This window comes from Streptomyces sp. NPDC104106 (genome assembly GCF_055584345.1).
Genome location: NZ_JBVJMF010000019.1, coordinates 115373 through 127498, shown reverse-complemented (window position 1 = coordinate 127498; position 12126 = coordinate 115373). Strand labels below are relative to the sequence as shown.

General features: G+C 72.6%; 13 protein-coding genes. 8 read left to right on the top strand and 5 right to left on the bottom strand.

Annotated elements, in window-relative coordinates; genetic code table 11:
* The first annotated feature begins 55 nt into the window (after positions 1-55).
* A complete protein-coding gene (gene ddaH, locus ACZ60X_RS34410) occupies positions 56-832 on the top strand; it encodes a dimethylargininase (RefSeq protein ID WP_469607063.1) in 777 nt (258 codons plus the stop codon).
* Positions 833-1085: 253 nt separating this feature from the next.
* Positions 1086-2060: an acyl-ACP desaturase gene (locus ACZ60X_RS34405; protein WP_469607060.1), complete on the top strand. Its 975-nt coding sequence runs from the start codon at positions 1086-1088 to the stop codon at positions 2058-2060.
* Positions 2061-2134: 74 nt separating this feature from the next.
* Here ACZ60X_RS34405 and ACZ60X_RS34400 read toward each other — a convergent pair whose 3' ends face one another.
* Entirely contained in the window at positions 2135-2380 is a 246-nt protein-coding gene (locus ACZ60X_RS34400) for a WhiB family transcriptional regulator (protein ID WP_469607150.1), read from the bottom strand.
* Positions 2381-2653: 273 nt separating this feature from the next.
* Between ACZ60X_RS34400 and ACZ60X_RS34395 the strand changes: the two genes are divergently transcribed.
* Positions 2654-3442: a VOC family protein gene (locus tag ACZ60X_RS34395; protein WP_469607058.1), complete on the top strand. Its 789-nt coding sequence runs from the start codon at positions 2654-2656 to the stop codon at positions 3440-3442.
* Positions 3443-3600: 158 nt separating this feature from the next.
* On the opposite strand, the gene ACZ60X_RS34390 is transcribed toward ACZ60X_RS34395, so the two are convergent.
* From ACZ60X_RS34390 to ligD, 3 genes are all read right to left on the bottom strand, one after another.
* A complete protein-coding gene (locus ACZ60X_RS34390; protein WP_469607056.1) occupies positions 3601-4674 on the bottom strand; it encodes a LacI family DNA-binding transcriptional regulator in 1074 nt (357 codons plus the stop codon).
* A 241-nt stretch (positions 4675-4915) separates the two neighbouring features.
* Entirely contained in the window at positions 4916-5344 is a 429-nt protein-coding gene (locus ACZ60X_RS34385; protein ID WP_469607148.1) for a hypothetical protein, read from the bottom strand.
* Positions 5256-6275, bottom strand: coding sequence for a non-homologous end-joining DNA ligase (gene ligD / locus ACZ60X_RS34380; protein ID WP_469607053.1), 1020 nt, complete (start codon positions 6273-6275; stop codon positions 5256-5258). The genes ACZ60X_RS34385 and ligD overlap by 89 nt, the downstream gene beginning before the upstream one ends.
* A 104-nt stretch (positions 6276-6379) precedes the next feature.
* Here ligD and ACZ60X_RS34375 point away from each other — a divergent pair, with 104 nt between their 5' ends.
* Together ACZ60X_RS34375 and ACZ60X_RS34370 are read left to right on the top strand one after the other, a co-directional pair.
* The gene (locus tag ACZ60X_RS34375; protein ID WP_469607052.1) at positions 6380-7441 is read left to right on the top strand and encodes an ATP-dependent DNA ligase; all 1062 of its coding nucleotides are present in this window, start codon (positions 6380-6382) and stop codon (positions 7439-7441) included.
* Between the two features lie 204 nt (positions 7442-7645).
* Positions 7646-8698: a DUF3048 domain-containing protein gene (locus ACZ60X_RS34370; protein WP_469607050.1), complete on the top strand. Its 1053-nt coding sequence runs from the start codon at positions 7646-7648 to the stop codon at positions 8696-8698.
* Positions 8699-8861: 163 nt separating this feature from the next.
* On the opposite strand, the gene ACZ60X_RS34365 is transcribed toward ACZ60X_RS34370, so the two are convergent.
* Positions 8862-9326, bottom strand: coding sequence for a MarR family winged helix-turn-helix transcriptional regulator (locus ACZ60X_RS34365; protein WP_469607048.1), 465 nt, complete (start codon positions 9324-9326; stop codon positions 8862-8864).
* A 182-nt stretch (positions 9327-9508) separates the two neighbouring features.
* Here ACZ60X_RS34365 and ACZ60X_RS34360 point away from each other — a divergent pair, with 182 nt between their 5' ends.
* Genes ACZ60X_RS34360 through ACZ60X_RS34350 form a run of 3 tightly spaced genes read left to right on the top strand, consistent with a single transcriptional unit; the run spans position 9509 to position 12125 of the window.
* Positions 9509-10264 (top strand): CoA transferase subunit A, encoded by a 756-nt coding sequence (locus ACZ60X_RS34360; protein WP_469607045.1) that lies wholly within the window; start codon positions 9509-9511, stop codon positions 10262-10264.
* Complete coding sequence (locus ACZ60X_RS34355; RefSeq protein ID WP_469607042.1) at positions 10264-10908, top strand: CoA transferase subunit B; 645 nt, start codon at positions 10264-10266, stop codon at positions 10906-10908. The genes ACZ60X_RS34360 and ACZ60X_RS34355 overlap by 1 nt, the downstream gene beginning before the upstream one ends.
* Positions 10905-12125, top strand: a complete 1221-nt coding sequence (locus ACZ60X_RS34350) for a thiolase family protein (RefSeq protein ID WP_469607040.1) — start codon at positions 10905-10907, stop codon at positions 12123-12125. The genes ACZ60X_RS34355 and ACZ60X_RS34350 overlap by 4 nt, the downstream gene beginning before the upstream one ends.
* The last annotated feature ends 1 nt before the right edge of the window (position 12126 follow it).

The following is a 12126-nucleotide window of genomic DNA, read 5'->3' as shown; positions in this document are numbered from 1 at the left end:
CCGGTGCCGTGCACACCGGCGCCGACCACCGCACCATCGATTCGAAAGGCCCCTCGTGCCCAGCAAGAAGGCCCTCGTCCGCCGCCCCGGTCCCCGCCTCGCCGAAGGCCTGGTGACGCACATCGAGCGGGAGAAGGTCGATCCGGGGCTCGCCATCGAGCAGTGGGAGGCCTACGTCGAGGCGCTGCGCACGCACGGCTGGGAGACGATCGAGGTCGACCCCGAGGACGACTGCCCCGACGCGGTGTTCGTCGAGGACACCGTCGTCATGTACAAGAACGTGGCGTTGATCACCCGGCCCGGCGCCGCGTCCCGGCGCATGGAGACCGTCGGGGTCGAGGAGGCGGTGGCCCGGCTCGGCTGCTCGGTGAACTGGATATGGGAGCCGGGCACCTTGGACGGCGGTGACGTGCTCAAGGTCGGCGACACCGTCTACGTCGGCCGGGGCGGGCGTACCAACGTGGCCGGGGTGCAGCAGCTGAGGGCCGCCTTCGAGCCGCTGGGCGCCCGGGTGGTGGCCGTCCCGGTGAGCCGGGTGCTGCACCTGAAGTCGGCGGTGACCGCGCTGCCCGACGGCACGGTGATCGGGCACATCCCGAAACTGGACCGGCCGTCGCTGTTCCCCGGCTTCCTGTCGGTGCCGGAGGAGTCCGGCTCCCACGTGGTGCTCCTCGGCGGCCACACGCTGCTGATGGCGGCGAGCGCCCCGAGGACGGCGGAGCTGCTGACCGATCTCGGCCACGAGGTCGTCACCGTGGACATCAGCGAGTTCGAGAAGCTGGAAGGCTGCGTGACCTGCCTCTCGGTACGCCTGCGGGAGCTGTACGCCTGACCGGGTGATCCCGCCACTCGAACGGCCCCCAGGGGACGCCTGCCTGTCCCGGGGCGGTCGGGCATGCTGCGGAAAGGGTCCTCGGCGTGTCGGAAAACGGTGCGGGGGCTGTTGATCAGCGATCTTTACAGCGAACTTAACCTACGGGTTCGTAACCTACGGATTCGTAGCCTACGATCTCGTAGGTTTCCCGGCCCCGCTCGCCGGACCGTCCCCTTCCCCCGCTCTTGCCCGGCGTCCCCCTGGAGTCCCTGTGACGATCACCTCCCCCCACCTCGGCAGCCCGTCCGCCTGGACCGACGCGCGCCTGCTGTACGCGCTGGAGGAAGTGGTCGAAAGGGAGCTGGACCGGCACCTGAAGGTCGCCAAGGACTGGATGCCGCACGAGTACGTGCCGTGGAGCGACGGCCGTAACTTCCCCGGCCTGTTCGAGGACGGCGAGGCCTGGGACAAGGACCAGTCCAAGGTGACCGAGATCGGCCGGATCGCCCTCGTGGTCAATCTGCTCACCGAGGACAACCTGCCGAGCTACCACCACGAGATCGCGTCGCTCTTCGGCCGCGACGGCGCATGGGGCACCTGGGTGCACCGCTGGACGGCCGAGGAGGGCCGGCACGGCATCGTGATGCGCGACTACCTGCTCACCTCGCGCGCGGTGGACCCCGACAAGCTGGAGCGCTTCCGCATGGCGCACATGAGCGAGGGCTTCGAGTCCGACAACGGGCACTCGATGCTGCACTCGATCGCGTATGTCGCCTTCCAGGAGCTGGCCACCCGGATCTCCCACCGCAACACCGGCCACCAGTCCGGCGACCCGGTCTGCGACCGCATGCTGGCCCGCATCGCGACCGACGAGAACCTGCACATGGTCTTCTACCGCAACCTGCTGAAGTCCGCCTTCGAGCTGGCGCCCGACCTGACCATGCAGGCGGTACGGGACGTGGTGGTCGACTTCCGGATGCCCGGCCACGGCATCCCCGGCTTCGAGCGGGCCGCCGCGCAGATGGCGATCGGTGAGGTCTACAACCTGCGCATCCACCACGACGACGTGCTCCAGCCGGTACTGCGCTTCCTGAAGGTCATGGAGATCGACGGCCTCGGCCCCGAAGGACGCCAGGCGCAGGAGGAGCTGGGCCTGTTCCTGGGCGGCCTGAACGACGAGGCCACGAAGTTCGACGAGAAGCTGGCCGCGCGCAAGGCCCGCATGGCGGCCCGAAGCGGTTCCTGACGGCCGGGTCCGGCCCCGTGCCGGCGGGCTGCCCGGTGTCGGGGCCGCCTGCCCGGTGGCGGGCCGTGCCGGGGTCAGTGGGAGGCGCGGCGCAGGGCGAGGCGTTCCTTCTCGGAGAGCCCGCCCCAGACGCCGAAGCGCTCGTCGTTGGCGAGGGCGTAGTCCAGGCAGGCCGGGCGCAGCTCGCACATGGCGCAGATGCGCTTCGCCTCGCGTACCGAGCTGCCGGGCTCGGGGAAGAAGAACTCCGGCCCGGTCTGGGCGCACAGGGCCTGCGCCTGCCACGTGTCGTCGGCCGGGGTGATCGTGTCGAAGTGCATGGCCAGGATCGTGCCGCCCGGCGAAAAACGTTCGATCAACGCCTGCTCAACGCCGCCCTCGGCGTCTCCGGCCGCCCCGATCATGCTCCCGCGGTCCTGCCGCGTGCACGGCGGCGCGCGGAGCGGGTACGAAATCCGGGGGCCGCCGCGGCACCGGCGACGACGCGGCCCAGGCAGGCGCCGCGGCGGGTGGCGGTGCTCCGGCGGCGAGTGTCAGTGGGGGGTGCCAGACTCGGCAGTGCACAGGACGGGACCCTTTGAAGGAGGGCGAAGATGCTCAGCACCCGTTTCGTCGACGGCGCCCCGAACTGGATCGATGTCACCAGCTCCGACATCGACGGCGCCCGCTCCTTCTACGGCGATCTCTTCGGCTGGCAGTTCCAGTCGGCGGGCCCGGACGCCGGCGGCTACGGCTTCTTCCAGCTGGACGGCAGAACGGCGGCGGGCATCGGGCCGAACGCCCCGGAGCAGGGCCCGCCCGCGTGGACGGTGTACTTCCAGAGCGCGGACGCCGAGGCCACGGCCGAGGCCGTCGAGCAGGCTCACGGCAGGGTGCTGGTACCGCCCATGGACGTGATGGGCCAGGGGCACCTGGCGATCCTCGCCGACCAGGCGGGTGTTCGGTTCGGGATCTGGCAGCCCGGGCAGACCAAGGGCATCGAGGTGGCGAGCGAGCCGGGCTCCCTGTGCTGGGTCGAGCTGTACACACCGGACGTCGCGGCGGGCGCCGCCTTCTACCACCGGGTGCTCGGCCTGGAGACCTCCTCGGCGTCCTTCCCCGGCGGCACGTACACATGCGTCAACCCCGCGGGTGCCGGTGAGGATTCGATGTTCGGCGGGATCATGTCCCTGGCCGACGGCGGCGCGGCGCAGGGCCGCCCGTTCTGGCTGCCGTACTTCGAGGTCGCGGACACGGACGCCACGGTCGGCAAGGCGCAGCAGCTCGGCGGGACGGTCCGCATGCCGGCGACGACCCTGGAGGGCGTCGGCCGCATGGCCCAGCTCACCGACCCGTACGGAGCCCGCTTCGCGCTGATCCACAGCGCGTCGCAGCCGGGCTGAGCGCCGGCCTGCCGAAGCCGCCGACAGCGACGAGGCCGCCGAGCGCCGACACGGCGATTCGTGGTCACGGAAGGAACGACCGCCCGGCGCGGACGTGCGTGCGTACGTACGTGCCTGCGTGCGTGCGGAGGCCGCGCGGAGGCGCCGGCCGGTTCCGGTTACGCGGAGGCGCGGCGGATCAGGGTCGTCGGGAGGATCACGCCGCCGGGCGGCGGCGTGTCCTGCGGCGGCGCGGTGCGGGCGCGCCCACCGGGCCGACCGCGCAGCAGCAGGCGCGCCATCAGCCGGCCCATCTCCTCGATGTCCTGGCGGACCGTCGTCAGCGGCGGGTCGGCCTCCATGGCCACGGGCAGCATGTCGTCGAAACCGATCACGGCGACGTCCTCGGGCACGCGCCGGCCGCTCGCCCGCAGCACCCGCAGGGCGCCGAGCGCGGTGAGGTCGTTCGCGGCGAACACGGCGTCCACGTCCGGGCAGCGGTCGAGGAGTTCGCGCATCGCGCGTTCCCCGCCGGCCGGGGTGAAGTCGCTCTCCACGACCAGCCGGGGATCGTCCCCGCCCGGCACGCCGGCCATCACGTCCCGGTATCCGTCGAGCCGGTCCACGGCGGAGGTCTGGTCCAGGGCCCCGGTCAGATGCGCGATCCGCCGCCGGCCGAGGTCCACGAGATGGCGTACGGCGGCGCGGGCTCCGCCCCGGTTGTCGGAGTCGACGTAGATCACGCCCGTGCGGTGGCCCGCCCGCGTGTCGTCGCCCCAGCCGGGCCGCCCGCCGAACACGGTGGGCACACCGGCGTCGTGGATGAGGCCGGGCAGCGGATCGTCGAGGTGCAGGGAGAAGACGAGCGCGCCGTCGACGTGACCGCCGGCGAGATAGCGGGCCACGCGCGCGTGGTCGTCACGGCCCTCGATGAGCAGCAGCACCAGCTGGTTGTCGTGTGCGGTCAGCTCCTTGCTGATGCCGCGCAGTTGGCGGGCGAAGAAGGGGTCGGCGAAGACCCGGGTCTCGGGCTCGGCGATGACGACCGCGATGGCGTCGTGCCGCCGGGTGACCAGGCTGCGCGCCGCCTGGTTGGGCACGTAGCCCAGCTCCGCCACGGCCTGGCGGACCCGTGCGGCCAGCGGCTCGCGCACTCCGTCGCCGCCGTTGACCACCCGCGAGACGGTGGCCCGGGACACACCGGCCCGCGCGGCCACGGCCTCCAGTGTGGGGCGCGACACTGCGTCGGTCACTGCGGGACTCCTCATCGGCGGCTGCCGGTCAGGATAGCCGCGAGGTGGCACGGCCGTCGGTGCCCGCACGGCGGCCCGACGGTGCCGAACGGGCCGCAGCGGGCCGGCCGAAGCGGCTGCCCGGGGCGAGTTGACCGGTGACGGCACCCTGCTCACAGCCGGTGCCTGCGGCCGGACGGGCCGACGAGCGGTGGGCCGTAGGGAAGGACACGCGGTCGCCCTGCCCGCCTGCGCCGTGGGCTCAGCCCAGCAGGTCGATGGTCGCGCCCACGCCCCGGCGCTCCGCCTCCCGCCACGCGAGCCACGAGAGGGCGAGATCCTGCCAGGGCAGCCCGACCGGGGCGTACACCGTGCGCTGTCCGGCGAAGGTGCGCCCCGGGTGCGTACCCCGCAGAATCTCGGTGAGGGTGGCGTCGGCGCCGGCCCGGACGAGTCCGGGGGCCGCCAACGCGCCTGCCTGGAGCGCGAGTTCCTCGTCGTCGACGACGAGCAGCGCGGCGTCGAGCAGGTCGGCGGCGAGTTCCCGCTTGCCGGGCTCGTCGGTGCCGAGGCTCGTGAAGTGCCGGCCGGGGCGGGTGCGCTCAGGGCGCCCCTTCCTTGCGTGCCCGGCTCGGCTGGACCCTCTTGGGTTCGCCCGGCATCTTCGGGTACTCCGGCGGGTACGGCAGATCGCCCAGGCCGTGGTCGTGTTCGTCTCGGCGGGCCAGTTCCAGCAGGGCGTCCAGGGAATAGGCGTGGTCGTCCATGCCGGCGTGTACGTCGCCGAGTTCCGCGAAGCGGGCCGGCATGGTGGCGAGGTCGAAGTCCCGGGGGTTGACCGTGTCGACCTCCTCCCAGCGCAGCGGCGCCGAGACGGGGGCGTGCGGGCTGGGCCGTACGGAATAGGCGGAGGCGATGGTGCGGTCGCGGGCCGTCTGGTTGTAGTCCAGGAAGATGCGGCGGCCCCGCTCCTCCTTCCACCACTTGATCGTCACCTGCTCGGGCATCCGGCGTTCCATCTCCCTGCCGACCGCGATCGCGGCGCGCCGCACCTGGGTGAAGGTCCAGCGGGGTTCGATGGGGACGAAGACGTGCAGGCCACGGCCGCCGGAGGTCTTCGGCCAGCCGCGCAGTCCGCCGAACCCGTCGAGAACCGCGCGCAGTTCATGGGCGGCGCGGACGGCGTCGGCGAAGTCGGTGCCGGGCTGCGGGTCGAGGTCGATGCGCAGTTCGTCGGGATGGTCGACCCGGGTGCGGCGCACCGGCCAGGGGTGGAAGGTGAGCGTGCCGTACTGGACGGCCCACACCACGGCGGCCTCCTCGGTGGGGCACATCTCGTCGGCGCTGCGGCCGCTGGGGAAGGTGATGTGGGCGGTGGGGATCCAGTCGGGCATGCCCTTGGGGGCGCGCTTCTGGTAGAACCACTCGCCGTCGACGCCGTCCGGGTGCCGCTGGAGGGTGGTGGGCCGGTCGCGCAGGGCGCGCAGGACGCCGGGCCCGACGGAGGCGTAGTAGCGCGCGAGGTCCAGCTTGGTGAAACCGCGCTCCGGGAAGAAGACCTTGTCCGGGCTGGACAGCCGTACCGTGCGGCCGGCCACCTCCAGTTCCACCGCATCACCCATGCGGCCACGGTAAGCGCACCTCGGGCACCGCGCATACCGGCAGAGAGCCGAAGTAAGGGGATTCAAGAGGGCATACACCTGTATATGCGCGCAGAATCGGACACATGGATCTGCCGGTGATGCCGCCCGTGAAACCCATGCTCGCCAAGCCCGTGGCGAAGATCCCGCCGGGCATGCACTACGAGGCGAAGTGGGACGGGTTCCGGGCGATCGTGTTCCGCGACGGGTCCGACATCGAGCTGGGCAGCCGTACCGGAAAGCCGTTGACCAGGTATTTTCCGGAGTTGGTGGCGGCGATGCGGGATCGGGTGCCGCGGCGGTGCGTGCTCGACGGGGAGATCGTGATCGCGCGGAACGGGCGGCTGGACTTCGACGCGCTGACCGAGCGCATCCACCCGGCGGACTCCCGGGTGCGCATGCTGGCCGAGCGGACGCCGGCCTCCTTCGTCGCCTTCGACCTGCTCGCGCTGCGCGACGCCTCGCTGCTCGACACGCCGCTGAGCGACCGCCGCGCCCTGCTGGAGCAGGCGCTCGCCGCGTCGACCCCGCCGGTGCACCTGGCCCCCGCGACGACGGACCCGACGGTGGCCGAGCGGTGGTTCGAGCAGTACGAGGGCGCCGGGCTGGACGGAATCGTCGCCAAGCCGCTCACGCTGCACTATCTCCCGGACGAGCGGGCCATGTTCAAGATCAAGCACGAGCGGACGGCCGATGTCGTCGTGGCCGGCTACCGCTTCCACAAGAGCGGCCCGGTGGTCGGCTCGCTGCTGCTCGGGCTGTACGACGAGCACGGCGCGCTCCAGCACGTGGGCGTCTCGGCCGCCTTCGCCATGAAGAAGCGGGCCGACCTGGTGGAGGAGCTGGAGCCTCTGCGGATGGACGACGTGACCGGGCACCCGTGGGCCGCCTGGTCGGACGAGGCCGCCCACGAGACGGCCCGGCTGCCGGGCGCGCCGAGCCGGTGGTCCGGCAAGAAGGACCTGTCCTGGGTGCCGCTGCGGCCGGAACGGGTCGCGGAGGTCGCCTACGACCACATGGAGAACGGCCGCCGCTTCCGGCACACGGCCCGCTTCCGCCGCTGGCGCCCGGACCGCACACCGGAGAGCTGCACGTTCGCGCAGCTGGAGGAGCCGGTGCGGTACGACTTGGCGGAGATCCTGGGCTAGGGGCTCCGCCGGGAAGCGGGAGGGATGCGGGGACCCTTCCGGGCGACGCGCCATGTCGTCCGTGACCGCGGCGCCGCGGGGGGCCGGTCGCCCCGCCACCCGCTCTCCTTCGGGCCGCCGACACTCGCGGGTCACACTGTGCGCCCGAACGGCCCACCGACCGCGCACGACCGTATGTGACCGGGTAGAGCCACCGTCGACCCGATGAGCACACAATCAGACAACGCGGACAGGGTGGCGACGGTGGGCATGAGATGCGGGGCGCGCTCACGGCGCGCGGTACTGACGGCGGCCGCGGTGGCCGCCTCCCTCACGGCGGGCTGCGCCCACGCAGGCCCGGACGATCACCGGGCCCCGCAACGCACCCCGGCGTCGTCCGGGGCGCCCGCCGCACCGTCACCGGCACGGGCACCCGCCTCCACAGCCCTGGTCGCCGCGGCCGGGGCACCGCTCGCCGTGAAGATCGACAACTCGCCCGCCGCCCGCCCGCAGACCGGCCTGGACGCGGCGGACGTGGTCTACACGGAACAGGTGGAGGGCGGGCTGAGCCGGCTGATGGCGGTGTACGCCACCCGGCTGCCGGCCACCGTCGGACCTGTGCGCAGCGCCCGTGAGTCCGACCTGGAACTGCTGCGTCAGTTCGGCCGGCCGGTGCTCGCCTTCTCCGGCGCCCAGCGCAAGCTGCTGCCGCTGATCCACCGGGCACCGCTGCGGGCGGAGTCGCCCGAGCGGGCCCCGGCCGCCTACCACCGGGAGCGCGGCAGGCCAGCCCCGCACAACCTCTATCTCCGTCCGGGCGCGGTACTGTCCGCCTCCCCGGGCCGCGCGGCGCTGACGACCGGCTTCGGCTACGGCCCCGCCCCCGCGGCCGGCGGCGTCCCCACCCCGTCGCGCACCGTCCGCTACCCGGCCGCCCGCTTCACCTTCACCTGGTCCGCCGCGCGCGGCCGCTGGCTGGTCGCGATGGACGGCAGGCCGACGGTGACGCCCGCCGGGGCGCCGGTGGCCCCGGCCACGGTCGTCGTGCAGTACGTCCCCGTCCATGCCTCCCGCTACCACGACGTGCTCGGCAACCGCACGCCGTACACGCAGACGGTCGGCTCGGGAAGGGCGGAGGTGCTGCGCGACGGGCGGTCCTTCGCCGCCTCCTGGGCGCGGCCGGTCGCGACGGGCGGTACGACGTTCACGGCGGTCGACGGCCGCCCGCTGAACTTCGCCACGGGCCAGGTGTGGGTGGTGTTCGCCCCGGCGCGGTGAACTCCCCCGGAATCCGCGACCGGTGTGCACCTCCGTGGACTCGGGGCCCGTGCACACCGCCGTCGGCCCCCGAGCCGGCTGACGCGGGTCTTCACGGGCCCCGAGTCGGCGGAGGTCTCCACAGGCCCCGAGCCGGCGGGGGCATCCACAGCCCTGCGCCGGCTCAGCCCTGCGCCGGCGCCGGCTCTGCCGGATGCCGCAGGCCCTCGGCGGCGTCCGCGACCCGGCGGATCAGGTCGAAGAACAGCGCCTGCTCCTCGGCCGACAGGGGCGCGAGGAAGACCTGGTTCATCCTGGCGGTGCGCACGGTGAGCTTGCGGTGGGTGCGCCGGCCGTCGTCGGTGAGGCTGAGCAGGAAGCGCCGGCCGTCCTGCGGGTCGCGCACCTTGGTGAGCAGGCCCCGGCGGCCGAGCCGGCTGATGACCTCGGCGATGGTCGAGCGGTCCAGCCCCACCCGCTCCCCGACCGTCCGCTGATCGAGACCGGGCTCGGCGACGAGCGCGTTCATGACCGCGAACTGCGGCGAGGTGATCTCCTCGGAGACCATCGTGTTCCACAGCAGATAGTGCGCCTGCTGGAGCCGCCGGGCCAGATGCCCGGGATGGGTCGTGAGATCCACCGCGGCCATGTGCACTCCCCTGATCAGTTAGTTGGTGTACTGAACAATAACCGGCGAAGAGTCGTTGTGTCTCGCCACCGAAGTGCTCATCAATAGGGGCCTTGACGGACTTCACCCTTCGGTGGCAGCGTGAAGGACACCTCGCTGAAATACTCAGTGCCCTGATTAATTGAGAAGATGGGGCTTCACGGATGGACAAGGTGGTCGCCACGGCCCTGGAGGCGGTGGCCGATGTCCCGGACGGCGCGTCCCTCGCGGTCGGCGGGTTCGGGCTGAGCGGTGTGCCGAACGTACTGATCGAGGCGCTCCACGAGCACGGAGTCGACTCCTTGAGCGTGGTGTCGAACAACTGCGGCGCGATGGAGACCGGGCTCGCGGTGCTGCTGGCCGCGGGCCGGATCGCCCGCGTGACCGGCTCCTACATCGGCGGCAACAAGGAGTTCGCCCGCCAGTACCTGGCCGGCGAGCTGGAGTTGGAGCTGATCCCGCAGGGCACGCTGGCCGAGCGGCTGCGCGCGGGCGGCGCCGGGATCCCCGCCTTCTACACCCCGGCCGGGGTCGGCACCCAGGTCGCCGAGGGCGGACTGCCCTGGCGTTACGACGGCTCCGGCGGTGTCGCACTGGCCTCGCCGCCGAAGGAGGTGCGGGAGTTCGACGGCGTCCCGTACGTCCTGGAGCGCGCCATCCGCACCGACTTCGCGCTGGTCAGGGCCGCGAAGGGCGACCGGCACGGGAATCTCGTGTTCAACAAGTCGTCCCGGAACTTCAACCCCCTCGCCGCCATGGCCGGCCGGATCACGATCGCCGAGGTCGAGGAACTGGTCGAGCCCGGCGGGATCGACCCGGACGCCGTGCATCTGCCGGGCGTCTTCGTCCAGCGGGTCGTGGCACTGACCCCGCAGCAGGCGGCGGACAAGAGGATCGAGCAGCGGACGGTGAGCAACTGATGGCCTGGACACGCGAGGAGATGGCCGCCCGCGCGGCCCGCGAGCTGCGCGACGGCCAGTACGTCAACCTGGGCATCGGGCTGCCGACGCTCATCCCGAACCATCTGCCGCCGGAGGTCGAGGTGATCCTTGAATCGGAGAACGGCATCCTGGGCACCGGGCCGTACCCGAGCGCCGACCAGGTCGACCCGGACCTGATCAACGCCGGCAAGGAGACCGTCACCGTCCTGCCGGGCGCCTGCTTCTTCGACTCCGCGCTGTCCTTCGCGATGATCCGCGGCGGGCACATCGACGTGGCCGTGCTCGGCGCCATGCAGGTGTCCGCCGGCGGCGACCTGGCGAACTGGGCGGTGCCGGGCAAGCTGGTCACCGGCATCGGCGGAGCGATGGACCTGGTGCACGGTGCCCGGCAGGTGATCGTGGTGATGACCCACACCGCGAAGGACGGCTCCCCCAAGATCCTCAAGGAGTGCGCGCTACCGCTCACCGGGAAGGCGTGCGTGAACCGTGTCATCACGGATCTGGCGGTGCTGGACGTCACCGACGAGGGGCTGACGCTCACGGAGACCGCCCCCGGCGTCACCGTGGACGAGGTCGTCGCCCGGACCGACGCCGAACTCGCCATTGCGAAGAATCTGCTGTGAACGGCGCTCACAGGCTCAACACGGTGTACATCGTCGACGCGGTCCGCACCCCGTTCGGCCGTTACGACGGCGCCCTGGCCGCCGTACGCCCGGACGACCTCGCCGCGCACACCCTGCGCGCGCTCCTCGACCGCACCCCGGACCTGGACCCGGCCCGTGTCGAGGACGTCTACCTCGGCAACGCCAACGGCGCCGGCGAGGAGAACCGCAACGTGGCCCGGATGGCCGCGCTGCTCGCCGGTCTGCCGACCTCCGTGCCGGGCGTGACCGTCAACCGGTTGTGCGCCTCCGGCCTGGAGGCGGTCGTCCAGGCGGCCCGCGCCATCGCCGTCGGCGACGCGCACATCGCGCTCGCGGGCGGGGTGGAGTCCATGACCCGCGCCCCCTACGTCCTGCCCAAGCCGGACCGGCCGTTCCCCGCCGGGCACGCGGAGCTGTACTCCACGACGCTCGGCTGGCGCATGGTCAACCCGAGGATGGACCCGCAGTGGACCATCGCACTGGGCGAGAGCGCCGAGTTGATCGCCGACAAGCACGGGATCTCGCGCGAGCAGCAGGACGAGTTCGCCCTCGCCTCCCACCGCAAGGCCGCCGCCGCCCGCGAACAGGAGCTGTTCGACGCCGAGTTGGCGCCCGTCCCGGTGCCGCGGCGCAAGGGCGAACCGGTCGTCGTCGCCGACGACGAGTGCGTACGGCCGGACGCCTCCCTGGCGGCGATGGCGAAGCTCAGGCCGGCGTTCCGCCAGGAGGGGGGCACGGTCACCGCGGGCAACGCCTCGCCGCTCAACGACGGCGCCGCCGCACTGCTCCTCACCGACGAGGAGGGCCTGAGGGCCACCGGCCGCGAGCCCCTGGCCCGCATCCGAGCGACCGGTGTCTGTGCGACCGACCCGCACTACTTCGGGCTCGCCCCCGTCGAGGCCGTCAACCGGGCACTCGCCAGGGCGGGCAGGGGGTTCGCCGATCTGTCGGTCCTGGAGCTGAACGAGGCGTTCGCCGCCCAGGTGCTCGGCTGTCTCGCCGAGTGGCCCGCGTTCGACCCGGCGGTCCTCAACCCCCAGGGCGGTGCCATCGCGCTCGGCCATCCCCTCGGCGCCTCCGGTGCCCGGCTCGCCGGCACCGTCGCCCACCAGCTCGCCCGCCGCGGCTCCGGCACCGGCGTGGCCACCCTCTGCATCGGCGTGGGCCAGGGCCTCGCCCTCGTACTGGAACGCTGAC